Source organism: Sinorhizobium alkalisoli, assembly GCF_008932245.1.
Taxonomy (GTDB): domain Bacteria; phylum Pseudomonadota; class Alphaproteobacteria; order Rhizobiales; family Rhizobiaceae; genus Sinorhizobium; species Sinorhizobium alkalisoli.
Genome location: NZ_CP034909.1, coordinates 13,415 through 37,394, shown reverse-complemented (window position 1 = coordinate 37,394; position 23,980 = coordinate 13,415). Strand labels below are relative to the sequence as shown.

20 protein-coding genes are annotated in these 23,980 nt (G+C 62.8%); 5 read left to right on the top strand and 15 right to left on the bottom strand.

Annotation, left to right across the window (positions count from 1 at the left end):
- Positions 1-167: 167 nt before the first annotated feature.
- The 7 genes from EKH55_RS00170 to mutS all read right to left on the bottom strand — a co-directional run bounded on the left by EKH55_RS00170 (position 168) and on the right by mutS (position 10,243).
- On the bottom strand, positions 168-734 hold the full coding sequence (locus tag EKH55_RS00170) for a NifU family protein (RefSeq protein WP_069459666.1): 567 nt from the start codon (positions 732-734) through the stop codon (positions 168-170).
- Positions 735-841: 107 nt separating this feature from the next.
- Positions 842-1,333, bottom strand: a complete 492-nt coding sequence (locus tag EKH55_RS00165) for a universal stress protein (RefSeq protein WP_069459667.1) — start codon at positions 1,331-1,333, stop codon at positions 842-844.
- Between the two features lie 52 nt (positions 1,334-1,385).
- Positions 1,386-2,450 carry a tryptophan--tRNA ligase gene (gene trpS, locus EKH55_RS00160; RefSeq protein ID WP_069459668.1) on the bottom strand — a complete coding sequence of 355 codons (1,065 nt, stop codon included), beginning with the start codon at positions 2,448-2,450 and terminating at the stop codon, positions 1,386-1,388.
- A gap of 73 nt (positions 2,451-2,523) precedes the next feature.
- Entirely contained in the window at positions 2,524-2,916 is a 393-nt protein-coding gene (locus EKH55_RS00155) for a VOC family protein (RefSeq protein ID WP_069459669.1), read from the bottom strand.
- Positions 2,916-4,520 (bottom strand): murein biosynthesis integral membrane protein MurJ, encoded by a 1,605-nt coding sequence (murJ, locus tag EKH55_RS00150; RefSeq protein ID WP_069459670.1) that lies wholly within the window; start codon positions 4,518-4,520, stop codon positions 2,916-2,918. Before murJ ends, EKH55_RS00155 begins: the two co-directional genes overlap by 1 nt.
- Positions 4,517-7,366, bottom strand: coding sequence for a [protein-PII] uridylyltransferase (locus tag EKH55_RS00145; RefSeq protein WP_069459671.1), 2,850 nt, complete (start codon positions 7,364-7,366; stop codon positions 4,517-4,519). The genes murJ and EKH55_RS00145 overlap by 4 nt, the downstream gene beginning before the upstream one ends.
- Before the next feature lie 132 nt (positions 7,367-7,498).
- A complete protein-coding gene (gene mutS / locus EKH55_RS00140) occupies positions 7,499-10,243 on the bottom strand; it encodes a DNA mismatch repair protein MutS (protein ID WP_069459672.1) in 2,745 nt (914 codons plus the stop codon).
- 102 nt (positions 10,244-10,345) lie between these two features.
- Here mutS and EKH55_RS00135 point away from each other — a divergent pair, with 102 nt between their 5' ends.
- A complete protein-coding gene (locus tag EKH55_RS00135; RefSeq protein WP_069459673.1) occupies positions 10,346-12,631 on the top strand; it encodes an NADP-dependent malic enzyme in 2,286 nt (761 codons plus the stop codon).
- Between the two features lie 439 nt (positions 12,632-13,070).
- On the opposite strand, the gene olsB is transcribed toward EKH55_RS00135, so the two are convergent.
- From olsB to EKH55_RS00110, 5 genes are all read right to left on the bottom strand, one after another.
- Positions 13,071-13,952 (bottom strand): l-ornithine N(alpha)-acyltransferase, encoded by an 882-nt coding sequence (gene olsB / locus EKH55_RS00130; RefSeq protein ID WP_069459674.1) that lies wholly within the window; start codon positions 13,950-13,952, stop codon positions 13,071-13,073.
- Between the two features lie 287 nt (positions 13,953-14,239).
- Positions 14,240-16,414 (bottom strand): hybrid sensor histidine kinase/response regulator, encoded by a 2,175-nt coding sequence (locus EKH55_RS00125; protein WP_151610757.1) that lies wholly within the window; start codon positions 16,412-16,414, stop codon positions 14,240-14,242.
- 47 nt (positions 16,415-16,461) lie between these two features.
- Entirely contained in the window at positions 16,462-16,962 is a 501-nt protein-coding gene (gene lspA, locus EKH55_RS00120) for a signal peptidase II (protein ID WP_069459676.1), read from the bottom strand.
- On the bottom strand, positions 16,959-17,819 hold the full coding sequence (locus tag EKH55_RS00115) for a TrmH family RNA methyltransferase (protein WP_069459677.1): 861 nt from the start codon (positions 17,817-17,819) through the stop codon (positions 16,959-16,961). Before EKH55_RS00115 ends, lspA begins: the two co-directional genes overlap by 4 nt.
- Positions 17,816-18,958, bottom strand: coding sequence for an RsmD family RNA methyltransferase (locus tag EKH55_RS00110; protein ID WP_069460008.1), 1,143 nt, complete (start codon positions 18,956-18,958; stop codon positions 17,816-17,818). The genes EKH55_RS00115 and EKH55_RS00110 overlap by 4 nt, the downstream gene beginning before the upstream one ends.
- 200 nt (positions 18,959-19,158) lie before the next feature.
- On the opposite strand from EKH55_RS00110, the gene EKH55_RS00105 reads away from it, so the two are divergent.
- Complete coding sequence (locus EKH55_RS00105) at positions 19,159-19,617, top strand: SRPBCC family protein (protein WP_069460009.1); 459 nt, start codon at positions 19,159-19,161, stop codon at positions 19,615-19,617.
- 46 nt (positions 19,618-19,663) lie between these two features.
- Here the strand turns inward: EKH55_RS00105 and EKH55_RS00100 are convergent, their stop codons facing one another.
- The 3 genes from EKH55_RS00100 to sppA form a co-directional block, all read right to left on the bottom strand.
- Complete coding sequence (locus EKH55_RS00100) at positions 19,664-20,005, bottom strand: LapA family protein (RefSeq protein WP_069459678.1); 342 nt, start codon at positions 20,003-20,005, stop codon at positions 19,664-19,666.
- Between the two features lie 207 nt (positions 20,006-20,212).
- Entirely contained in the window at positions 20,213-20,515 is a 303-nt protein-coding gene (locus EKH55_RS00095; RefSeq protein WP_069459679.1) for an integration host factor subunit beta, read from the bottom strand.
- Positions 20,516-20,632: 117 nt separating this feature from the next.
- On the bottom strand, positions 20,633-21,592 hold the full coding sequence (sppA, locus tag EKH55_RS00090) for a signal peptide peptidase SppA (protein WP_069459680.1): 960 nt from the start codon (positions 21,590-21,592) through the stop codon (positions 20,633-20,635).
- Positions 21,593-21,850: 258 nt separating this feature from the next.
- On the opposite strand from sppA, the gene lptC reads away from it, so the two are divergent.
- From lptC to lptB, 3 genes are read left to right on the top strand one after another with little or no spacing between them, the layout of a single operon-like run.
- On the top strand, positions 21,851-22,519 hold the full coding sequence (gene lptC, locus EKH55_RS00085) for an LPS export ABC transporter periplasmic protein LptC (protein ID WP_069460010.1): 669 nt from the start codon (positions 21,851-21,853) through the stop codon (positions 22,517-22,519).
- A 17-nt stretch (positions 22,520-22,536) separates the two neighbouring features.
- On the top strand, positions 22,537-23,100 hold the full coding sequence (locus EKH55_RS00080) for an LptA/OstA family protein (RefSeq protein WP_069459681.1): 564 nt from the start codon (positions 22,537-22,539) through the stop codon (positions 23,098-23,100).
- A gap of 13 nt (positions 23,101-23,113) precedes the next feature.
- A complete protein-coding gene (lptB, locus tag EKH55_RS00075; RefSeq protein WP_069459682.1) occupies positions 23,114-23,926 on the top strand; it encodes an LPS export ABC transporter ATP-binding protein in 813 nt (270 codons plus the stop codon).
- The last annotated feature ends 54 nt before the right edge of the window (positions 23,927-23,980 follow it).

Here is a 23,980-nt window from a genome sequence, read left to right as displayed (position 1 = left end):
ACGGCGCCCCTCTCCCCTCTCCGGTCACTCGACTGTGATGCAGCGAGCCTGGCCGGTGGGGTAATCCCGAGATCGCATGAGACCGAAAGCCGGCTCGCCGCGATCGATGTCTGGAGGGAGAGCGGCCCGTCAGCGGGACCACTCAATCCAACACGGTCCGTCCGAGCTCAGACGGCTTCGACCGACTCGACCTCCGGCACGAAATGGCGCAGCAGGTTCTGCACGCCATGGCGGAGCGTCGCAGTCGACGACGGGCATCCGGAGCAGGCCCCCTTCATGTTGAGGAACACCGTGCCGTCCTTGAAGCCGCGGAAGGTGATGTCACCGCCATCCTGGGCGACAGCCGGGCGCACGCGCGTCTCGAGCAGTTCCTTAATCGTGGCGACGATCGCCTCGTCACTCTTGTCGTAGAACTCGCCTTCCTCGTCGGTCTCTTCGGCGCGACCCGCGCCGGACATGACCGGCTGCCCGGACATGAAATGCTCCATGATCGAGCCCAGGATCGCGGGCTTCAGGTGCTGCCACTCCTGCCCCTCCTTGCTGACCGTGATGAAGTCATAACCAAAATAGACGCCGGTCACGCCGGGAATGGAGAAAAGCCGTGCCGCAAGCGGCGATGCGGCGCGCGCATCCTCCTCGCTGCGGAATTCTGCCGTACCGCTCTCCATCACGACCTTGCCCGGCAGGAATTTGAAAGTGGCCGGATTCGGCGTGGCTTCCGTTTGAATGAACATTTCTATCTCCATCGCGGCCGCGAGCGGTTCTCGACCGGCTCTTTAGAATTATTCAAAAATATAGGAGCTCCGGCACAGCGCCGCAAGCGCCTTCGACCGCAAATCCGTCAGCTCAGCGCGTCGATTTCCTCATCGGTCAGAAGATCGGGAATGACCGTCACCGGAATCGGGAAGGCGGCCGCCTTCCCGGCAATGGACGACACCAGCGGCCCAGGGCCCTCCTTGGCCGAGCCGGCTGCCAGCACGAGGATCGCAATATCGCGATCCTCTTCGATGAGCGCATGGATCTCATCGGTGGCAATACCCTCGCGGATGACGATCTCCGGCTCGATGCCGATCGTTTCCCGCACGGTCTGGGCGACCTTTGCAAGCGTCGCCTCGGCCTCCTCGCGCGCCTCCGCCCGCATGATCTCCTCCACGCCCAGCCATTGCTGGAAGTCGCCATCGGCGATGACGTAGAGCAGCACGAGACCGCCATTGGAGTTCTTCGCGCGCATGCCGGCGTAATGCACGGCACGGCTGCATTCGGGCGTGTCGTCGATCACCGCCATGAACTTGCGGCGATGACCTTCCTGTCTTGAGAGTCGGGTCGAAACCATGCGGCGAACATTACATCGCAGCACGCCGCCCGCAAGGTCTCATTTTTGCCGGCTACTGCAAAAAGCCGATGATCTCGCGAACTTCCCGCATCGTCTTTTCCGCCCGCGCCCGCGCCCGCTCGCCGCCCTTGCGCAAAATTGCGTCGATATGCGTCGTGTCGTCCAGCAGGCGGCGCATTTCGCCGCTGATCGGCGCGAGGACGCTGACGGCGAGATCGACCAGCGCCGGCTTGAAGACCGAGAATTGCTGTCCGGCGAACTCGGCAAGAACCGCTTCTTTCGACTTGTCGGAGAGTGCCGCATAAATGCCGACGAGATTTTCAGCCTCCGGACGGTCCTTCAACCCCTCCGATTCGCTCGGCAGCGCGTCCGGGTCGGTCTTCGCCTTGCGGATCTTCTTGGCGATGGTCTCCGGGTCGTCCATCAAGTTGATACGCGACAGATCCGACGGGTCGGACTTCGACATTTTCTTGGTGCCGTCGCGCAGCGACATGACGCGCGGCGCCGGGCCGCCGATCAAGGGCTCGACCGGCGGGAAATAGGCGTGAATCGGCTCCTCGCCGACGACGATGTCGACGCCATACCCGCCGCGGCGGATGTGATCCATGAAGTCGATGTTGAACTTCTGGGCGATATCGCGGGTCAGTTCCAGGTGCTGCTTCTGGTCGTCGCCGACGGGAACATGGGTCGCCCGATAGACGAGGATGTCGGCCGCCATCAGGCTCGGATAGGCGAGCAGGCCGAGCGAAGCGTTTTCGCGGTCCTTGCCGGCCTTGTCCTTGAACTGGGTCATCCGGCTCATCCAGCCGATGCGGGCGACGCAGTTGAAGATCCAGGCAAGCTCCGCATGCTGCGGCACGGCCGACTGGTTGAAGACGATGTGCTTCTCGGGATCGATGCCGGAAGCGATAAAGGCTGCGGCGATCGAGCGGATCTGACCGGGCAGGTCCTCATGGACAAGCTGCGCAGTGATCGAATGGAGATCGACGACGCAATAGATGCAATCGTGGCTCTCCTGCAGCGCGACGAACTTCCGGATCGCGCCCAGATAGTTGCCGAGATGCAGATTTCCGGTCGGCTGCACCCCGGAAAATACGAGCGGCTTGAATTCGTTCATGTCGTCCTCATCGGGCTTGTGGAGGGCCCACCAATTGATACCGCCGCGCTTATGCACGGCGGACCAACTGCAATCAAGAGGCGGGTTGCAGAAGGTCCCAACGATTGCCGAAGGGATCGGTGAACACGGCGACAGTCCCATAGGCCTCATGGCGCGGCGTCTCCAGAAATTCGACGCCGGCGGCAAGCATTGCCGCATGCTCGCGGGCAAAGTCGTCGGTGAAGAGGAAGAAGCCGACGCGGCCGCCGGTCTGATTGCCGATCGCCGCGGTCTGCCGATCGCCCTCGGCCCTGGCGATGAGCAGCGCGGTTTCGCTCGCGCCCCTCGGCCGCACCAGCACCCAGCGCTTGCCGCCACCGAGATCGCTATCCTTGATCAGATCGAAGCCGAGCCGGCCGCAATAGAACGCGATGGCCACGTCATAATCAGGAACGAGAATGGCGACACGGGCAATGGTCTGCCTCATCACTCGTCCGTCCCTTCACCTGCTGTCGAAGCAGCCGCCGGTGCCGCCTTGCGCTTCAGACTGCGGCCGATCATCGCCAGGCTGGCCCCCCCGAGACCGAAGGCGGCGGCGAAATAGATCAGCATCGCGACTGCCACCAGGGCGCAAACCGTCGCGGCGCGGACTGCGAGCGGCGCGGCCGAAGAAAGCGGGAAGGCCAACCACTGAACGGCGTAGTGGAGCGCGGCCGCCATGATCGCTGCGGCGATCACAAGGCGCGGAACGCGGGTCAGCAGCGGAATGTCGCGCCCCCAATGTCCGCGCCACAGGAGCGTCGCAAAGAGCAGAAGCGCGTTCGCCCAGCCGGCGACGATCTCGGCAATCGCAATGCCGCCTGCTCCGAGCGACGGAAAGAGCGTCAAGGCCAGAGACACGTTCACTGCCACCGATATGGCGGCGAATATCATCGGCGTACGCGTATCCTCTCGCGCGAAAAAACCGGGAATGAAGGCCTTGATCAGCACGAAAGCCGGCAGGCCGAGGCCGTAGATCGCCAGGATATGTCCGACGACGACGGTCGATTCCGGCGAGAACTTGCCACGCTCGAACAGCAACCGGACGATCGGCTCCGACATGACGAGCAGCGCGGCGGCCGCCGGCAATGTCAGGAACAGGGTGAACTCGACGGAGCGGTTCTGCAGATTGGCCGCTTCGTTCAGGTTGCCGGCGCGCAGCGCACGCGCAAGCTCCGGCAGAAGCACGGTCGCGACGGCGATGCCGACGACGCCAAGCGGCAACTGGTAGATGCGGTCGGCATAGACGAGCGACGACACGGCACCCGCCTTTCCCGAGGCAATATTGGTGTTGATCAAGAGGTTTATCTGGGTGATGCCGCCGGTGATCGCCGCCGGCAGCGCCAGCACCAGCAGCCGTTTGACGTTGGCCGTCAGCCGTGGGCGCCGCAAACCGATGCGCATCCCGGCATTCCGCACGGCGACCCAGACGATAGCGAGTTGAACCAAACCCGCCGCCAACACGCCCCAGGAAAGACCGTAGCCGACGGCGATGGCGTCATGGCCGCTGTACCAGGCAAAGGCGAGGACGCCGATCAGAATGAAGTTCAGGAACACCGGTGCAATCGCGGCGGCGAAATAGCGATGCAGCGAATTGAGCATGCCCGCCATCATCGCGCCGAGCGACATGCAGGCGAGATACGGGAACATGATGGTCGCAAAGGTGACGGTGCTTGCGAATTTCGCCGCATCATCGGCGAAGCCCGGCGCGATCAGTTCCCGCACAATGAAGGGCATCGCCAGTTCCATGGCGATCGTCAGAAGCAGAAGCACAGTGAACAGCACGCCGAAGACTTCTTCGGCGAAGCGCCGGGCGCCATCCATGCCGCGGGCCTCGATTTCCCTGGCAAAGAGTGGCACAAAGGCCGAATTGAAGGCTCCCTCGGCAAAAAGCCGGCGAAACGTGTTCGGCAGCCGGAAGGCGGTATTAAAAGCGTCGGCGACCGGGCCGGTGCCCAACGCCGCCGCCATGAAGGTCTCGCGAACGAAGCCGAAGACGCGGCTACCGAGCGTTGCGCCGCCAACAGTTGCGAACTTCTTGACCAGACTCATGTTTCGGCTTTTGTCGATTTGGGTTCATGCGATGCGCGTGGAACCGGGGCCGGCGCGATGATGCCGGAAGGCATCTGCGCGCGTGCCTCATCCACCTCGCCCGCCAGCACGGCCTTTAAGCGGGCGGCGATATTGATCTGCCGGCTCTCGCTGGTGATTTTGTGACCGACCAGGTCGGTTACGTAGAAAGTGTCGATTACCTTCTCGCCGAAGGTGGTGATGTGGGCGGAGGCGATGTCGAGGGAGAGGTCGGATAGCACGGCCGTGACTTCCGACAAGAGGCCTGGCCGGTCGAGGCCTTCGACCTCGATGACGGTGAACTTGTTCGACAGCGCGTTGCTGATCGTCACCTCCGGCGTAACCGTGAAGGCTTTGTTGCGCTTCTTCGTCCGGGCGCGGCTGGCTATGACCTCCGGCAGGCGCTTGCGGCCCGCGAGCACATCCTCGATCAGTTTGCCGATGCTTGCAGCACGGCGAGTCTCGTCCTCGTCCACCCGGAACTCGCGATTGACGAGAATAGTGTCCAGTGCCCGGCCGTCCGACGTCGTGAAGATCTGCGCGTCGACAATGTTGGCGCCGGCGGCGGCACAGGCCCCCGCGATAACAGTGAGCAGGCGCGGATGGTCCGGCGAGAGCACCGTGATCTCGGTTATGGCGTGGAACTGGTGGGTGCGGACCATCGTCGCCAGCGTTTTGCCGGCACGGTCCGCCTGCCGGATGAACTCGGCATGCCGGACCTGATCGGCGATATCGACGGTGAGGAGGTAGGGCTGATAGTGCAGCCGGACATAGGCGTCCCGCTCCTTGCGCGGCCAGTCCTCGAGCGCTTCGGACAGCTGGTGGGCGGCGTGCTTGGCGCGTTCCTTGCGCGACAGTTCCGAGAAGCCGCCCGAAAGCAGGAGTTCGGTTTCATAGTAGAGGGTGCGCAACAACTGGCCCTTCCAGCCGTTCCACACGCCCGGCCCGACGGCGCGGATATCGCAGACCGTCATGATCAAGAGCATTCGCAGCCGATCGAGCGACTGCACCCGGTCAGCGAAATCGACGATGGTCTTGCGGTCGTTCAAGTCACGGGTCTGCGCCACCATCGACATGGTCAGATGCTCCTCGACCAGCCAGACCACGGTCTCCGTCTGTTTCGGCGAAAGCCCGAGCCGCGGGCAGAGCTTGCGCGCCACCTTCGCGCCGGCGGTCGAATGATCCTCCGGGCGGCCCTTGGCAATGTCGTGCAGCAGCACCGCGACGTAGAGCGCCTCGCGGTCCTCCACACCCGGCATCAGCGAGGCCGACAGCGGGTGCCCCTGCTCTTCCAGGCCGCGCTCTATGCGCGAAAGGATATCGACCGAGCGCAACAGATGCTCGTCCACGGTGTAGTGATGATACATGTTGAACTGCATCATCGAGACGATCTTCCCGAAATCGGGGATAAAGCGGCCGAGCACGCCCGCCTCGTTCATGCGCCTCAGGATCAGTTCCGGATTGCGCCGCGACGTCAGAATCGACAGGAACAGACGGTTCGCCTCCTCGTTGTCGCGCAATTGCGGCGTGACAAGGCTCAGCGAGCGCGTGACCTGCTTGAGGGCATTGGGATGGAACTCCAGCCCGTTGATGTCGGCGATGTGGAACAGCCGCAGGAGGTTGACGGGGTCCCGCTTGAAGACGTCGGGGCTCGCAAGCGCGATGCGCCCACCGTCATCGACGAAGTCGAGCGTGCCGGCGATCTTGCGAATGCGGTTTTTGAAACGGCTGATGACTCCGGAAATTCCCGGCGCGTCCTTCGCCTGCTGGTCTTCGAGTGCCGCACAGAAGATGCGGGTGAGATCGCCAACGTCCTTGGCGACGAGGAAGTAATGCTTCATGAAGCGCTCGACCGCGGTCAGGCCGGGATGGTCGTGATAGCCGAGCGCCTCGGCGATCTCGCGCTGGATGTCGAAGGACAGCCGCTCCTCCGCCTTTCCGGTGAGGAAATGCATGTGGCACCGCACCGCCCAGAGGAAATCCTCCGACTTCTGGAACAGCTTGTATTCCTGTTTGGAGAGAACCCCGAGCTTGACGAGATCGGCAGGATCCTTGACCCGATAGAAATACTTGGCGATCCAGAACAGTGTGTGCAGGTCGCGCAAGCCACCCTTGCCTTCCTTGACATTCGGCTCGACGAGGTAACGGGTGTCGCCCGCCTTGCGATGGCGCTCGTCGCGTTCGGCGAGTTTTGCGGCGATGAATTCGGGGCCGGTATTGCGGACGATCTCGTGATCGAAGCGTGCCTCGAGCTCGCTTGCCAGTGCTTCCGAGCCGCAAATATAGCGGCTTTCGAGAATCGCCGTACGGATCGTCATGTCGGCCCGCGATAGCCGGATGCATTCCTCGATCGTGCGGGTCGCATGGCCGACTTTGAAACCGAGATCCCAGAGCACGTAGAGAATGAACTCGATCGCCGGCTCCGCCCAAACGGCCTTCTTGGCTGGCAGAAGGAAGAGCAGGTCGATGTCGGATCCCGGCGCCAGCGTCCCGCGCCCGTAGCCGCCGACCGCAGCGACGGCGATGCGCGCAGCATCCGGGGCCTCGGCGGCGTCGAACACCTCGTTCAGCGCGAAATCGTGCAGGACAGTGATCAGTTGGTCCTGCAGCCAGGAGATACGCTCGGCGCATCGGATTCCGGCGCCATCGGCGGCAAGCATTTCGCGCGCCTTGGCGCGCCCTTCGACATTGGCCTGCCTCAAGACCGCAAGCAGGGCCTGGCGCATTGGCTGGCGTTGCTCGGCATGGGCCGATGCGATGAAATTGCACTTCGCCCGAAGCGCCGCTACGTCGAGGATCTCGGGAAAAGAAGTTTCTTGGCTGGCCATGAAGTGCCGAGAGGCGTCCTGTCCGACTGAATATGTGGTCGCTCAATGTCGCGTCTGACAAGACGCGCGGCGCTGTATAGCCTTTTTGCCGGTCGATGGACAGGAAAAACATCCCGGACCGGCAACCCCGGCTCAACGGCTGGCGAGTTCTTTTTTTAGCGCATACAGCGCCTCAAGTGCCTCCCGTGGAGTCATGTCGTCCGGATTGAGAGAGCGCAAGGAGTCCTCGACTTCGGATGGCCCGGCCGCCTTGGCCTCCTCCCGTCGCACCGCGACCTGGAAGAGCGGCAGGTCGTCGATCAGCTGGCTTGCCGGGTTCTTGCGATCCGCGTCCTCGAGCTTGGCGAGCACGTCGCGCGCCCGCGCGACGACAGATGCCGGCAGGCCGGCAAGACGGGCCACCTGGATGCCGTAGGACCGGTCGGCGGCGCCGGGCCCGACTTCATGCAGGAAGATGACGTCGCCGTCCCACTCCTTGACCCGCATCGTCGCATTGGACAGGCGGCCGAGCTTTTCGGAGAGCACCGTCAACTCATGGAAATGGGTGGCAAAAAGGCCACGACAGCGATTGACCTCGTGCAAATGCTCGACCGCCGCCCAGGCGATCGACAGGCCATCGAAGGTCGCCGTGCCGCGGCCGATCTCATCCAGGATCACCAGCGAGCGATCGGTCGCCTGGTTGAGGATCGCTGCCGTCTCGACCATCTCGACCATGAAGGTCGAGCGACCGCGGGCGAGGTCGTCGGAGGCGCCGACGCGAGAGAAGAGCCGGTCGACGACGCCGATATGCGCGGCGACCGCCGGCACGAAGGAGCCCATCTGCGCCATGATGGCGATGAGTGCGTTCTGGCGCAGGAAAGTCGATTTGCCGCCCATGTTCGGGCCGGTGAGCAGCCAGATCGCACCTGCCTCTTGGGCATCCGGCGGCGACAGGTCGCAGCCATTGGCGACAAAGGGGCTTGCCACCTGGCGCCGCAGCGCCTGCTCGACGACCGGATGACGTCCGCCGTCGATGGCGAACATCCGCGACCGGTCGACGATCGGGCGGACATAGTTCTGCTCCTCTGCGAGCACGGCGAGAGCGGCAGACACGTCGATCGCCGCCAGCGCCAGCGCCGCCGCCTTGAGCGCCTCGGCATGGGCCACCACCTCACGCGTCATCGCCTCAAAGGCTTCGAGTTCGATCGCCAGCGCCCGGTCGGCGGCGTTGGCGATCTTGGTTTCGAGGTCGGCGAGCTCGGTGGTGGTAAAGCGCATGGCGTTCGCCATGGTCTGGCGATGGATGAAGCGGGCCCGTCCGGCATCCGTGTCGGTCATCGACCCGGCATTGCCGGCGGTCACCTCGATGAAGTAGCCGAGCACGTTGTTGTGCTTGATCTTCAGCGACCTGACGCCTGTCTCCTCGCAATACTTGAGCTGCAGACCGGCAATGACGCGGCGCGACTGGTCGCGCAGCGCCCGCATCTCGTCGAGTTCGGCGTTCGCACCTTCGCGCAGGAACCCGCCGTCGCGCTTCAGGAGCGGCAGTTCCTCGGCGAGCGCCGAGTCGAGACGGGCGAGCAACTCCACTGGCAGGGCGGCGATCGCCTCTCGCGCCTCGTCGAGCTCGGCCGAAAGCTCGGCGCGGGCAAGCAGCGCGGACAGGGCCGCCGCGGCCCGCAAGCCCGCCTGGATGGCACCGAGATCGCGCGGACCGCCGCGACCGAGGGCGAGCCGCGACAGGGCGCGCGGCATGTCGGGGGCTCGCCGCAGGGCCTCGCGGACCTCTATGGCGAAGCCTGGCTGATCGGCGAGGATCTCGATTGAATCCAGCCGTTGATTGATCCGGTCGGGATCGGTCAGGGGCGACATAAGCCGCTCGGCGAGCAGCCGGGCGCCGCCGCTGGTTACGGTCCGGTCCAGCGCTCGCAGAAGGCTTCCTTCGCGGCCACCGGAAAGCGTCTTCACCAGTTCGAGATTGGCGCGCGTGGCGGGATCTATGAACAGGGTCGAAGCGACACTTTCCCGCTCGGGAATACCGAGCGCCGGACGCTCGGCGAGCTGCGTTTTCTCGACATAGGAAATGGCCGCCGAGGCCGCCGCAAGTTCGGCCCGGGAGAAGCTTCCGAACCCGTCGAGGGTCTTGACGCCGTAGTAGCGGGCAATGCGGCCTTCCGCCGTGGCGCTGTCGAAGAGCACGGCCGGCTGAGGCACGGCGACACGGCCGAGCACGTCGAAAACTGCACGCAGTTCCGGATCGTGGAAGACGGTGTCGGGCAGGATCAGTTCGCGTGGCTCGATGCGCAATATGTCGGCGAGCAGACGGCTCTCCATCGTCTCGGCAAGGCGGAAGATGCCGGTCGAAATGTCGATCCAGGCCAGCGCATAGGCCGGCTCCGAGCCGCTTCTGATGCGGGCCAACGCCATCAGGTAATTAGTTTCCGACGGCGAAAGGAGCTTTTCCTCGGTGATCGTTCCCGGCGTCACCAGGCGCACCACGTCCCGGCGCACGACCGACTTGCCGCCCCGCTTCTTCGCTTCCGCCGGATCCTCCACCTGCTCGCAGACGGCGACGCGGTAGCCGTGCGCAATCAGTTTCTGCAGGTAGTCGTCGGCGGCGTGCACCGGCACGCCGCACATGGGGATTTCCTGGCCCATGTGTTGGCCGCGCCTGGTGAGGGTGATGCCGAGCGCGCGCGCAGCCTCGACCGCGTCCTGGAAGAACAGCTCGTAGAAATCACCCATGCGATAGAACAGGAGCGAATCGGGATTGTTCGCCTTGATCGCGATGTACTGCTCCATCATCGGCGTGGCTGCGGAGCGGCTCTCCTCGCTCGCCAGATCGGACACTGAGAATATCTCACCCGTTTGGCTCGATGAATCGGTCAGCAAATTCATAGTTGTTCCAAAAAAAGAGATGGCACACTATCCGCAAGGTTTTATAGACGACAATAGCAAAGAGGCTGACCAGTAGGGTCGCCCACAGGAGGTTGAGGAAACATGCCGGCTACCGACAAGTCCGATCGCGCGATGACGAGCGTAACCGCCCAGGAAGCGCTCGACTTCCACTCACAGGGACGCCCCGGAAAGCTGGAGATTTCACCGACGAAGCCGATGGCGACCCAACGCGACCTGTCGCTCGCCTACTCGCCCGGCGTCGCCGTGCCGGTGAAGGCGATCGCCGATGACCCGCAGACGGCTTACGACTACACCGCGCGCGGCAACATGGTTGCGGTGATTTCGAACGGCACGGCAATCCTCGGCCTCGGCAATCTCGGCGCGCTCGCCTCCAAACCGGTCATGGAAGGCAAATCCGTCCTCTTCAAGCGCTTCGCGGACGTCGATTCGATCGATCTTGAGGTCGATACGGAAAATGTCGATGAATTCGTCAACTGCGTGCGCTTCCTTGGCCCTTCCTTCGGCGGCATCAATCTCGAAGACATCAAGGCGCCGGACTGCTTTATCATCGAGCAGCGGCTTCGCGAAGTCATGGACATCCCGGTGTTCCACGACGACCAGCACGGCACTGCGATCATCGCCGCCGCCGGCCTCATTAATGCGCTGACACTGACGGGTCGCGACTTCAAGTCGACGAAGCTCGTCTGCAACGGGGCGGGTGCCGCGGCAATCGCCTGCGTCGAGCTCATCAAGGCAATGGGTTTTGCCCCGAACAACATCATTCTCTGCGACACCAAGGGCGCGATCTACAAAGGCCGGACCGACGGCATGAACCAGTGGAAATCGGCGCATGCGGTGGAGACCGATGCACGGACGCTGGCCGAGGCGGTCAAGGGGGCCGACGTGTTCTTCGGCCTTTCGGCAAAGGGCGCACTTTCACCGGACATGGTGCGGTCGATGGCGAATAAGCCGATCATCTTCGCGATGGCCAACCCGGATCCGGAAATCTCTCCGGAAGAAGTTGCCCAGATTCGTGACGACGCCATCGTCGCGACCGGCCGCTCGGATTATCCCAACCAGGTCAACAATGTTCTCGGCTTTCCCTATATCTTCCGGGGAGCGCTGGACGTGCGCGCCTCGACGATCAACGATGCGATGAAGATCGCCGCGGCGGAAGCGCTGGCGCGCCTTGCCAAGGAGGACGTGCCGGACGACGTGGCGGCGGCATACCAGGGCAACCGGCCGCGCTTCGGACCGCAATACATTATTCCGGTCCCCTTCGATCCGCGTCTCATCTCTGCCATCCCGATGGCGGTCGCCAAGGCTGCCATGGAATCGGGCGTGGCCCGCAAGCCGATCGCGGATATGGACGCCTATGGACAGCAGCTATCCGCCCGCCGCGATCCGATCGCCTCGACCCTGCAGCGCATTTACGAGCGTGTCCGCCGCCAGCCGAAGCGCATTGTCTTCGCCGAGGGCGAGGAGGTGCAGATGATGCGCTCGGCTATCGCCTATGCCAACCAGCAACTGGGCACCGCGATCCTGCTCGGGCGCGAAGAGCAGATGCGCGAAACTGCCGAACGGGAGGGCATCGACCTCGACCGGCCCGGCATTCAGATCGTCAATGCGCGCCTGTCGAAACGTGTCGGCGCCTATACGGACTTCCTTTATTCGCGACTCCAGCGCAAGGGCTATCTCTTCCGTGACGTGCAGCGGCTGATCAACAACGACCGCAACCATTTCGCCGCCTCGATGGTGGCGCTCGGCGATGCGGACGGCATGGTCACCGGCTTGACGCGCAACTATTCGACGGCGCTCGAAGACGTGCGCCGCTGCATCGACGCCAAGCCCGGCCATCGGGTGATCGGCGTATCGATCGCGCTCTGCCGCGGTCGCACCGTGCTCGTTGCCGATACCGCGGTGCACGACATGCCCACGGCCGAGGAACTGGCGGACATCGCCGAGGAGGCCGCGGGGCTTGCCAAGCGGCTGGGCTATATGCCCCGCGTTGCCATGCTCGCCTATTCGACCTTTGGCCACCCCTCCGGCGAACGCTCCGAGCGGGTGCGCGAGGCCGTGAAGATACTCGACAGGCGCCGCGTCGATTTCGAATATGACGGCGAGATGGCGGCCGACGTCGCACTCAACGGCCGGGTGATGGAGCAATACCCGTTCTGCCGCCTCTCCGGCACCGCCAATGTACTGGTGATGCCCGCCTTCCACTCGGCCTCCATCTCGACCAAGATGCTGCAGGAACTCGGCGGCTCGACCGTGATCGGTCCGTTGCTTGTCGGCCTCGACAAGTCCGTGCAGATCGTGTCGATGTCGGCAAAGGATTCGGACGTCGTCAATATGGCGGCCATCGCTGCCTACAATGCCGGCACTTGAACTGGACCGTTTCGGGACGATAACCGCCGCCGGCGCCAAGCCGCGCCCTAACTGTTCAGTAACGGCACAGCTTACCCAGACAAAATAGGAGCCCACCTCCGCCCGAACGGAAGTGGGCTCAATATATCGTGGGCGGTCCGCTTCCTTAGGTCATGAAAAATGAGAGGGAATTCGTCGCGACATCGACCCCCTCGAGTCGAGTCTACGATTTTCCCTTTCTGTTTTTACACTTTCGCTTTATGAAATTCGGCCCAACCACGGAGATACACTTCCCCGTTCGACGTTGAAAGTCAAACACATACTTAACAAGTGGTTAATACCAATTCAGATTCGAAGCAAAGCCCCACCCGGGAATAGACCCAGGTTCCACGCGGCTGTGATTTGCTGATCTCACTCTCGCCATCTGGCCGGAGCCGAACACGTATCTGGAGAAAATACGTCAGGAGGCAAAGCGTCCCGCGTCGGCGCCATAATAATTGAGATACCGGCCGGAAATATTGCTGATCGGCAGGACGATCAGTACATCCGTCGTGCGAAAGGCGTGATCGACCACTGCACCGTCACCGACCATGGCGCCGAGACGCATATAGCCCTTGATGAGCGGCGGCAGGGCCGCCAGCGCCTTCTTCGGATTGATCGCCTCGGACGGCATCAGGTCCATCGTGCGGTGGAGCTCCGGCCGCGCAGCGACGGCCCAATCGTCTCGGGCGAGAACATTGTGGTGCAGGAAGGAAAGAGCGAGCGCGTGCTCCTCGGGAATCACGCCCGGAAAGGAGCCACAGCCGAACATCGCATCGACGCCATGCCTGAGCGCATAGGCCCAATTGCCCTGCCAAAGCAGTTCGACCGTACGCTTGGTCCGATATTCCGGCAGGACGCAAGAACGTCCGAGCTCCATGAAGCGCTTGTCAGGGTGGCGCGCGAGCAGCTTGTCGATCGCGAACTCCGAAGCGGAATAAAAACCGCCGGCGCGCTCGGCCACGTCCTGGCGGAGCAGGCGATAGGTGCCGACGATCTGTTCCTCCGGATCGCCTTCGATGGCGGTGTCGAGCACGAGGAGATGATCGCAGATCGAATCCCAGCTATCCACATCGCGCTTGCGCATTTCGGCTTCCGGTGCGACCTGCGCTCTCATCTCCTCGACGAAGACCCTGTAACGGACCGCCTGCGCGGCGTCGATCTCGGAGGCGGAGCGAGCAAGTCGCGTCTCGAGATTGGCAATGCGGCCGAGGACGGCCGTTGCCGGAACGGCAATCGTCTTGCGGGGGCAAGCCTGCGACGTATCTACCACGCTTGTCGATTCCAAAAGCTCGAGCGCCATTTCGTGTCATCCCGAATCGTCAGTTTCTGCCGGGCTTAGAACACGTTTGTGCAACAAGATAGTGACACTGCGCGTCGCGCATCCAATAGAAGCGCAAAGTCCGCTGTAGCACTTTTGCCGCAGCATGCATCTTAAATCGTAAGATACAGGCAGCAGACCAGCGGGCAAGCCCCAAGCAGACTTGCGTTGGCAAGCCAAGGCTTCATCCGCTCAGCTCTTTTCTTGAGACATTTTTTGGACATCCGCGGCCGGTCCCACGCAATCGGTCAATATCCGCGTAGGTTGGATCAGGCCTTGCCCGTTTCGATGAGGCGCGCGACTTCGGCAAGGAGCTGCGCCGGTTGGGCGGGCTTAGTCAGCACCGCGTCGGCACCGGCGATGGTGAGGCTCTGGTGAAGATCGCTGCGGCCGTCGGACGTCAGCACCAGGACGGGGAGCCGACGCCGATCGTGGGAGGCACCTTCTCGGCGCAGCCGTCTCAGCATGGCGGGAAGGTCGCCGCCCGGCATGTTGAGATCCGTGACGACTATCGCTGGCCAATTGGCGCCGGGCTCGTGCAGAAGGGTTTCAAGCGCGGAAAAGTCCGCCACGTGCTGTACGGCATGCCCATTGCGCTCGAGCATCGTCCGTAGCATCAATGCATTGACCGGATCGTCCTCGGCCAGAACGACGCGATGGACAGCTTTGCCAGCCCCGGCCGTTGCGGGTGCGTCGCGGAGCACAGGTCTGTTGTCGGCGATCGCGTCCCGGCTCTCAATTCCCTTCAGGCGGCCGAGCAGCACCTCGACCAGTGATTTTTCGCGCAAAGGACGAATCAGCCACGCCGCGTAGCCGCCCAGGCGATGCACCGGATGACTGCTGCGCTCTTCCGGATTGATGAGGTAGGTCCTCCGCAGCCCAAGGCGATCCAGCGCCGGGTGAAGCAAAAGCAGTTGCTGGAAGTCATCCGCCCGTCGGTGGTCGACGATGATGTCGGTCAAGCGCAGGCGATCCTGCAGCACATCCTTGACAAGGCTTCGGGCCGCATCGAGCGTCGGAGCCCGATGACAGGAGCCGCCGAGCGTTTCGATGGTCGCGGCAAGCGCGGCCGAGGCCGGGCCCTCCGGAGCCATGACGAGAACATGCGCGCCGGCGAGCACTCCGTTCCGGCTCGGCAAAGATGGCTCGGCACCTTCCATCGCAAAGCATATCTCGAATCGGCTTCCCTTTCCGGCGACGCTCGATGCCGTCAAGCTGCCCCTGAAGGCTTCCATGATCCGACGCGAGATCGCCAAGCCGAGACCGGTTCCCTTCGCGCGCTGGGCGTCGTCGCCGGCCTGCTCGAATTCCTCGAAAACGCGGGCAACCTCGACCTCCGACATACCCGGCCCGCTATCGTCAATCCGGATTCGCAGCGCGCCCTCGATCCTGGCAACCGAGACGAGAACGCCGCCGGTTTCCGTGAATTTCACGGCATTTCCGACGACGTTGAACAGCACCTGCCGCAGCCGCGCCGCGTCGAAGATCATCGAGGTGGGCACATCCGCCGCAATGGTCGCGCCAATCTCGATGCCCTTTTCATGCGCCCGGTGGGAGAGCATTTCCACGACGTTTTCGACCACTAGCCGCAGATCCTGACGGGATGGGTGCAACTGGAACCGCCCGGCGGAAAGCGAGGAGAAGTCAATCAGGTCTTCGACCAGTTGCACCAGCGCGTGCCCGGACTGCTGCATGTCGGCAAGGTAGTTCCTTTGCTCCGCAGAAAGTTCCGTCTGTCCGAGCAGGTGGCTCATGCCGAGAATTCCGGACAGCGGAGTGCGAATCTCGTGCGTCACGGTGGCAAGCAGCCGCGACTTCGCCTGGCTCGCCTCCTCGGCGCGGTGGCGCGCCGCCTCCCGCTCGCGCGCCGCCCTCGCTTCCTCGGTGACGTCGCGGCCGATGCTGTGGCGCACCAGCCTCCCCCGACCCGGCTCGCGCACGATCACGTCGTGCCAATCGAAAAGACGTTCTCCCCCCGCCGTTGCGACGCGTACGAGGAAATGATCGGGATCCGGCTTCGGCTCGAAGCTCAGGCCAAGGGAAGCGCAGGTCAGGCCCATCACATTGACCCGCCCCAGCACCTGGTGAAAAACGCCATTCGACTGCACGATCCGGCCATCCATGTCGCGCACGATAGCAATATCTCCGAGCGCGTCATGGATGGTCGAAAGCAGGGCCGGGGTTTCCGGCACGCCTCTCTGTCTCCCTGGCAGCATTTGCCATCCAGGCTCGCCTTCACCGGAAAGCATGAGGAAAGCCCCCGACAAGCCGCCAATGGCGACGATCGCCGGCAAGAAATGAAGATTTGCGCTGAGACCGATCGTGAGGACGACAAGTGCGGCCAAAACACCCGCACAGGCGCAAAGAATGCGGGTGGCGGACGGCGCGCCGTCGTGGGCGGCCGTGATCCTCATCCGCTGTCCGAGTCGTGAAGGCTTGTTCATGCTTTCAACCTGGCATGGCAAGCCTTCCGAATGGCTTCAACGTATCGCTAAAGTTTTAGCGAGCGGCCCCATTTCGTCTGCAGCAGCTCATCGAGAACGATCGCTCCGGCACCGATGGTGATCAAGCTGTCCGCGAGGTTGAAGACCGCGAAAGACCAGTTGTCCGTATGAAACAGGATATAGTCGATGACATAGCCGAACAGCAGCCTGTCCACCAGGTTACCGAGCGCGCCTGCGATGATCATCGCATAGCCAAGATGGGCGAAGAAGCGATCCTTCGGCGTCCGACGCCAAAGCCACAGAACGAAGGCGACGACGACCAGGCGCATGCCGACGATGAACCAACCCTCCATGCCGGAAAGCATCGAGAAGGCGACACCGTAGTTGTAGGTGCGGTAGAGCGCGAGCATCGGCATGACCGGCACCGCCTGCTGAAAGGGCAGGAAGGCTTCGACCAGATATTTGAGCAGTTGGTCTGCGGCAATGGCGATGACGACAAAGAGCGCGATCGGCATGGGCCGGGAAAAAAGGGTCCGGTGTCCGCTCATTGGGGTCCGTCCAATGATAGGAGGTGCCGGCGCGCCTCGAACAGCATGATGCCGGTGGCAATGGCGAGATTGAGCGAATCCGCGCGCCCCGCCTGCGGAATCCGGGCGAGTGCGGTGGCCTGGCGCGCAAGCTCCACCGGCAGGCCGGCCTGCTCGTTGCCCATCAGCAGGACGACTGGCTTCGACCGATAATCTATCGTGCGGTAATCGACCGAGCCTGCGAGATGCGTCGCCACGACCCGAACATCCGCCGACTTCTGCCACTTGACGAAATCCTCGGCGCTTGCTCGCGCGATCGGCATGGCGAAAATCGAACCCATCGTCGCACGCACGGTTTCGAGCGAAAACGGATCGGTGGTCTCGCCCACCAATATAACGCCGGAGGCGCCGGCGGCATCCGCGGTGCGGACGATCGTGCCTAGATTGCCCGGATCGCGCACGCGGTCGAGCGCCACATAGGTCTCGCCTTCCTGCGGTTGGATGTCCTTCAGCGCACGGTAGCGCTGCTCGAAGATGCCGACCACCATCTGCGGATTGTCGCGCCGGGTGACAGTCGAAATCACCTTCTCGCTCACTTCGAGAACAAGTCCGCCCTTTGCTATGGTCCTGGCCGCAACCTGCTCGACCTGCGGCTTGCCCTTTGCCGCCTTGGCATAGACGAGCGTCCTGATCTTCCAGCCGAGATCGAGCGCATCGATCACTAGCTTCAGCCCTTCCGCCATGAAGGCATGCGTCTCGTCGCGATGCTTCTTCTGCGAAAGCGCCCGGATATCCTTGATGACCGGGTTGACGAGGCTGGTGACCTCCTTCACCTGGCCGACGCGCGGCGCGCTGTGATCGTTTCTCTCTTTGTTCATTTCGGTACCCAGCGGCTGAAAAGCGACGTGGAGAGCGCCCTGCCGGGGCTCGCGCCATCAAGGCCGCCTTCGCGGATGATGAGCTCGCCCGACTCCACCCGGCCGCCGCGCCCGCGCATCGTCTCGCGCATCAACTCATGGATCGAATAGAAGCTTGCCCGGATCGAATAGGCCGTCAACACCAGGCCGCGCGCCTCGTCGGAGAGTATCTCCCGGCAAGTATCCAGCATGGCCGGCAGGTGGTCGAAGAGATGCCAGACCTCGCCATGCGGGCCGCGGCCGAACTTCGGCGGGTCGGTGAGGATGATGTCGTAGCGGATGCCGCGGCGTTCCTCGCGCTGGATGAACTTCATCGCATCGTCGCAGATCCAGCGGATCGGCAGCCTTTCGGCCCGCCCCACCGCCTGGTTCTCACGCGCCCAGCCGATCGCCTTCTTGGAGGCATCGACATGGGTGACCTCCGCGCCCGCCCTGGCGGCGATGAGCGAGGCGACACCCGTATAGCCGAATAGGTTGAGGACCTTCAGCGGTCGGCCGGCCGAGGCCACCTGGTTTCGCATCCAGGACCAATGTGCAAGCTGCTCCGGAAAGACGCCGACATGCCGGAACGAGGTAAAACGGCCGAGGAAATCCGTGTCGAGAAGCTGCATCGGCCAGGTTTCCCCGAGCACCTCGCCGGGGAAGCGCCAGCGGCCGATGCCGTCCTCGTCCGTGTCGCCGGTGAAGATGGCATCCGCCTCGTCCCAGACGACCGCCGGTACCGACTTCGGCCACAGCGCTTGAGCCTCGGGCCGCACGATACGATAGGGGCCGTACTGCTCGAGCTTTTCCCCGTCGCCGCTGTCGATCAGGTGATAGCCGGCCGTCGCCGCTGTCTCCAGGATTAACGGCACCGTTTCGACCGGCTTGTCGCCGTGTCTCAGCTCGACCGGACGGGTCGGCGCCGCCCCCTGCGCCGCCGGCCGCCCTGTCCTTTCCGACACAGGCTTTGCGGCTGGCGGCCCAGCCGCATTGCCCTTCGGACCGGCATTCCTCGGGGGCGGATGTCGCAGTTCGTGGCGACCGCCACGCGCCTCCGCCCCCCGGCCCTTTGCCGCGGTGACCGAAGCGTTCTTTGATCTCCGATCCTTTTCCTTCACGCGCTGACCCTTGGCCTTCAATCATACCATCCGGCGCCTCCGCTCATCGGGCGCGCGACATGCTCGTCGCGTGCAATAGCATCGCGAATGCTCTTGGCAAAGCCGTTTCCGATTGCGAAGATGAGGCGATAGCGGGACAAGGACCGGCGTCGGCGGCTTGCCACCCCTTGATCCCGCGGGCAAAACGGGAGGCGATGCTCATGGACATGACAGGAGAGGAACGCATTCCGGCCAGCCGCGAGGCCGTATGGCAAGGTTTGAACGACCCGGATATCCTGAAACGTTGCATTCCGGGCTGCCAGTCGCTCGAAATGAAATCGCCGACGGAACTCGCCGCTGTCGTGAAAGTGAAGATCGGCCCCGTTTCGGCAACTTTCAACGGCCATGTCACGCTCTCCAACTTGAGTCCGCCCTCCGGCTGTACGATATCGGGCGAAGGCAAGGGCGGCATCGCCGGCTTTGCCAAGGGCGGTGCCGATGTCACGCTTGACGAGGAAAACGACGAGACGGTGCTGCGTTATGACGTCAAGGCCGAAGTCGGCGGCAAGCTCGCTCAACTCGGATCACGGCTAATCGATTCGACAGCCAGGAAGCTCGCACAGCAGTTCTTCACGAATTTCAATGTTGCGGTCAGCAGTCCAACCGAAGCGGCAGGCTGACGCGCGAGAGCCATGCAGGCGTCTAAACGCTACAACCGGGCGCCGCTCAGTTTTGCGGCGTCGGTAGCGTCGGCTGCACCAGTCTTTCGGCCGCGCTGCGCTGCTTTTCGGCTTCTCTGTGCCACTTCAAGGCTTCATTGGCTTCGTTGCGTGCGCGACGGCGGTGTTTTCCCTGGGCAAACCAGGTGACGGCGGCACCGAGGATCAGGCCGACAATGGCGGCGAGAAAGAGGAACACGAAAAAGGGAGCCGAGACGGAAAGCATGCTGTCGGCCGGCTCGAACGGATTGAGCGCCAAGGTCACCGTCTGCCGGTTGGCGACGCTCAGGACGACGAGGACGACCGCCAAAGGCACGAAGACGATGATGTTGATGAGTTTCTTGAGCATTCACCCGCTCCGACTCGATTGCGATTGGATGGAGCGTGCCGGCGGATCACCGCACGCAGTTTGCCTCAGTCGCTTCTTGAGCGCTGCCTGGCACATCGGCCCGAAAATCGGATCCGATGCTCGGGCCGATGCGCCCGGTTCAAAGAGTTTCAGCGCCCCTTGCGCGACTGAAAGGACGCGCGGCACTGCAACGCGCAGGATCTCTCGTCAAGTCTCGTCCTTGCCGTTCATGTCGGGGTTGAGCCGCTCGCGTAGCTCCTTGCCGGTTTTGAAGAAGGGCACCCACTTTTCCTCGACGAAGACGGCATCGCCGGTGCGCGGGTTGCGGCCTGAACGCGACGGGCGGTTCTTGACGGAGAAGGCGCCGAAGCCGCGCAGCTCGACACGATTGCCGGCGGCAAGTGCATCCGTGATCTCATCGAGAACCGCATTGACGATGTTTTCGACGTCGCGGTGATAGAGATGCGGATTGCGCGCGGCCACAATCTGCACCAGTTCTGACTTGATCACTGTCGCCCCCTTCGTCTTTTTGCTTGTTCTGTTCGGTTCTTGCCGTTTCGAAGGCCTAATGCGGCCTGCGGGATGTCGTCAGCCCCACTCGCGCACGCCAGCAAATTTTCGCCTTCCTCATTGACCTTCAACCTGCCAAACCGAAAGAAGACCGTCAAGAAACAACTTGTCTCCGCCCAGCTTTTCGAACCCGTTCATCGCCGGAAAAGCCTCATATCCCAATATCTTGAGGAGATCGGAGGCGAATCCCGCGAGTCCGAACGAGAATTTGCCGCTTGCCGCTCGCCAATCGACGACGGGCAGATCTGTGGACACCTGGCGCTCGGCCAGGAAGGCCCTGATCTCGTCATCCCCGCCGATCTCGTCGACAAGCTTGTACTCGAGCGCCTGGCGCCCCGTGAATATGCGGCCATCCGCAAGCGCGAACGCCTCCGGTCGCGACAGATTGCGCCGCTCGGCGACCAGATCGACGAACCAGTCGTAGCTGTCATTGATCATCCTCTGGATCATCGCTCTCGCCTCGTCACTCGGCGGATGGAACGGGGACGGTTCGGCCTTGAGCGGACGCGACTTGATCGACTCCAAAGACACGCCGAGCTTGTCCATCAGTTCCCTGATCTGCGGATATTGGAAGATCACACCGATCGAGCCGGTGATCGAGGTCTCGCCGGCGACGACGCGATCGCCGGCGAGCGCGATTAGGTAACCGGCGGAGGCGGCCAGCGTTCTGAGATCGGAGACCACCGGCTTCTTGGCCGCGACCTTGCGGATGGCCCGATAGATGACTTCACCTCCGTAGGTGGTGCCGCCCGGCGATGAAATCGTGACGATCAGGGCCTTGGCGGAGTCGCTGTCGGCGATTCTCTCCAGGCGCTCGACCAGCTCGCGATCGTCCTGGATGACGCCCGTTATGGTAACGCGCGCCACGTGGTCGCGGGCACGCTCCCTCGTCTCGCCCATACCGGAAAATGCGAAAAGCGCGAAGCCGGCGGACAGAAGAACGACGGCGGCCGCCCAACGCCAGAAGCTGAGTTTCCGTCGCAGGCGGCGGCGATCGGCGATGGCGAGTTCGTCCATTGGTATCTCCCGATTTCTTGGCACAGCCTTCTGTCAGTTTCCTCAGTAACATGCTATCTGCGCGAAGCGTGAGAGCCTATAGGCCTGGGGTCGGCGGCAATTGCAAGCCCGTCCGGCGCTCCGCGCGGCGTTTCGATTTTTTGTCGCTCCATTGCCGGACGACAACAAAGGAACCATATTCGCCGTGATTTACGCCACTGTATGTAAATGCGGGTGCTGGGCCCTGCCGAGACCCAACGGAGTTCGACGAGCCATTTCATGCTGAATGAAGCGCGATTTCCCGAAATCTTTGAAGATCCGGGTGCAGCCACCGGCGATGCCTACGCATCGGCAGCGCGGCACTCCGCGCGCGTGCGGCGACTGAAGGTCGCCCTGCCGCTCCTCGCCAGCGCCATCGCCCTGATCTTCATAGCGGTTTCGTTCGTGCGCGCTTTCCTGCCCGAGGAACTGCAACTCGATGCCGCCACGATCGAGGACGGTAAGATCGTCATGCAGAATCCGGCGATCTCCGGCCGTAACAAGCAGGGCATCAGCTATTCGATGAAGGCCGAGCGCGCGCTCCAGGACATCGAGAACCCGGATCTCATCACGCTCCAGAACATTCACGCCGCCATGCCGGTCAACGACACGCTGATCGCGACCGTAGACGCGAAAAGCGGCATATACGACCGGGGCGGGAACACGCTCGACATGAACGCCCCGTTCACCATTTCCCTGAATAATGGCGTCAATGCCGATTTCCAGTCGGCCTATCTGGACATCAGTGCCGGCGAAATGGAAACGAAACGACCGATCGCGATCAGCATGAATGGCGGATCGATCATTGCGCAGACGCTGAGAATGACAGATAAGGGACGTATTGTAACATTCGAGGGCATGGTACGGGTGAACGTCGAACCCAGCGCCATCCGTAAGAACGCAAAATAATAGGACTGGGCGCTCCCATGTCGGTGAGATCTACCGTTTTTTTCAAACTTTCCGCCGGTCTCGCGGCCGTGGTTTTCGGCGCCCTGGCGATCGTCCCGCAGGCAGCCGCCCAGGCCACGTCCGGCCGCATGAAAGGCATGCAGCTGTCCAATGACCAGCCGATTCAGATCGAGAGCGACAAGCTCGAGATCAAGGATCCGGAGAGCAAGGCAATCTTCACCGGCAATGTGAAGGTCGTTCAGGGCACGACGACGCTGCAGGCCGGCAGCATGACCGTCTTCTACAAGACTGCAGGCGGCGCCACGGTCACGAGCGGCAATGCCGATATAGACCGGATCGAGGTGAACGAGCGCGTATTCCTCAGCTCCGGCACTCAACAGGCGACGGGCGACAGCGGCTCCGTCAACCTGACGACGCAGAAACTGGTGCTCAAGGGCGACAAGGTGGTGCTCTCCGAGGGCAAGAACGTCTTCGTCGGCTGCCAGCTGAACGTGCAGATGGATACGGGCGAAGCTCAGCTCGAAGCCTGCGGAGGCCGCGTGCAGATCCAGCTCGACCCAAAGTCCCGCAAGCAGAATTGACATAGACCCGCTCGTGCAGTTCCCCTTTTTTCACAAACGCAAACGGATAAAGAGGCCGTCGGCGGCAACCGCAGCTACACGCACGGTCGACAAGGCGCGCTATGAGGGCACGCTGATTGCTCGCGGCCTGACGAAGACCTACCGGTCTCGCCGCGTCGTCAACGGCGTTTCGCTCGTCGTGCGCCGCGGCGAAGCGGTTGGCCTGCTCGGGCCGAACGGCGCCGGCAAGACCACCTGCTTCTACATGATCACGGGGCTCGTACCCGTCGACGAAGGCTCGATCGAGATCAACGGCAACGACGTCACCAGCATGCCGATGTATCGCCGCGCGCGCCTTGGCGTCGGCTATCTGCCGCAGGAGGCTTCGATCTTCCGCGGGTTGACGGTCGAGGAGAACATCCGCGCCGTGCTCGAGGTCCATGACAAGAATGTCGATCGCCGAGAGGAGAAGCTCGACGAACTACTTGGTGAATTTTCGATCACGCATCTGCGCAAATCGCCGGCGATTGCACTTTCGGGCGGCGAAAGGCGGCGTCTGGAAATCGCCCGTGCGCTTGCGACGGACCCGACCTTCATGCTGCTTGACGAGCCCTTCGCTGGCGTCGATCCGATTTCGGTCGCCGACATTCAGGCCCTCGTGCGCCATCTCACCTCGCGCGGTATCGGCGTTCTCATCACCGATCATAATGTACGGGAAACGCTCGGACTGATCGACCGCGCCTACATCATCCATGCAGGCGAGGTGCTGACGCATGGCCGCGCCAACGATATCGTCACCAATCCGGACGTGCGCAGGCTGTATCTCGGCGATAATTTCAGCCTCTGATCGTCGCCGACGACGATTCAGCCGTCCTTGGCAGTCACGGCGCTTGACCAAATC

Excerpts from the sequence above, each read along its gene's own strand:
- sppA (WP_069459680.1), bottom strand. The coding sequence starts at position 21,592 with ATGGACGAACTCGCCATCGCCGATCGCCGCCGCCTGCGACGGAAACTC.
- murJ (WP_069459670.1), bottom strand. The coding sequence starts at position 4,520 with ATGAGTCTGGTCAAGAAGTTCGCAACTGTTGGCGGCGCAACGCTCGGT.
- EKH55_RS00100 (WP_069459678.1), bottom strand. The coding sequence starts at position 20,005 with ATGCTCAAGAAACTCATCAACATCATCGTCTTCGTGCCTTTGGCGGTC.
- EKH55_RS00145 (WP_069459671.1), bottom strand. The coding sequence starts at position 7,366 with ATGGCCAGCCAAGAAACTTCTTTTCCCGAGATCCTCGACGTAGCGGCG.
- EKH55_RS00135 (WP_069459673.1), top strand. The coding sequence starts at position 10,346 with ATGCCGGCTACCGACAAGTCCGATCGCGCGATGACGAGCGTAACCGCC.
- trpS (WP_069459668.1), bottom strand. The coding sequence starts at position 2,450 with ATGAACGAATTCAAGCCGCTCGTATTTTCCGGGGTGCAGCCGACCGGA.
- olsB (WP_069459674.1), bottom strand. The coding sequence starts at position 13,952 with ATGGCGCTCGAGCTTTTGGAATCGACAAGCGTGGTAGATACGTCGCAG.
- mutS (WP_069459672.1), bottom strand. The coding sequence starts at position 10,243 with ATGAATTTGCTGACCGATTCATCGAGCCAAACGGGTGAGATATTCTCA.
- EKH55_RS00105 (WP_069460009.1), top strand. The coding sequence starts at position 19,159 with ATGGACATGACAGGAGAGGAACGCATTCCGGCCAGCCGCGAGGCCGTA.
- EKH55_RS00115 (WP_069459677.1), bottom strand. The coding sequence starts at position 17,819 with ATGAACAAAGAGAGAAACGATCACAGCGCGCCGCGCGTCGGCCAGGTG.
- EKH55_RS00170 (WP_069459666.1), bottom strand. The coding sequence starts at position 734 with ATGTTCATTCAAACGGAAGCCACGCCGAATCCGGCCACTTTCAAATTC.
- EKH55_RS00125 (WP_151610757.1), bottom strand. The coding sequence starts at position 16,414 with ATGAACAAGCCTTCACGACTCGGACAGCGGATGAGGATCACGGCCGCC.
- EKH55_RS00155 (WP_069459669.1), bottom strand. The coding sequence starts at position 2,916 with ATGAGGCAGACCATTGCCCGTGTCGCCATTCTCGTTCCTGATTATGAC.
- EKH55_RS00165 (WP_069459667.1), bottom strand. The coding sequence starts at position 1,333 with ATGGTTTCGACCCGACTCTCAAGACAGGAAGGTCATCGCCGCAAGTTC.
- lspA (WP_069459676.1), bottom strand. The coding sequence starts at position 16,962 with ATGAGCGGACACCGGACCCTTTTTTCCCGGCCCATGCCGATCGCGCTC.
- lptC (WP_069460010.1), top strand. The coding sequence starts at position 21,851 with ATGCTGAATGAAGCGCGATTTCCCGAAATCTTTGAAGATCCGGGTGCA.
- EKH55_RS00080 (WP_069459681.1), top strand. The coding sequence starts at position 22,537 with ATGTCGGTGAGATCTACCGTTTTTTTCAAACTTTCCGCCGGTCTCGCG.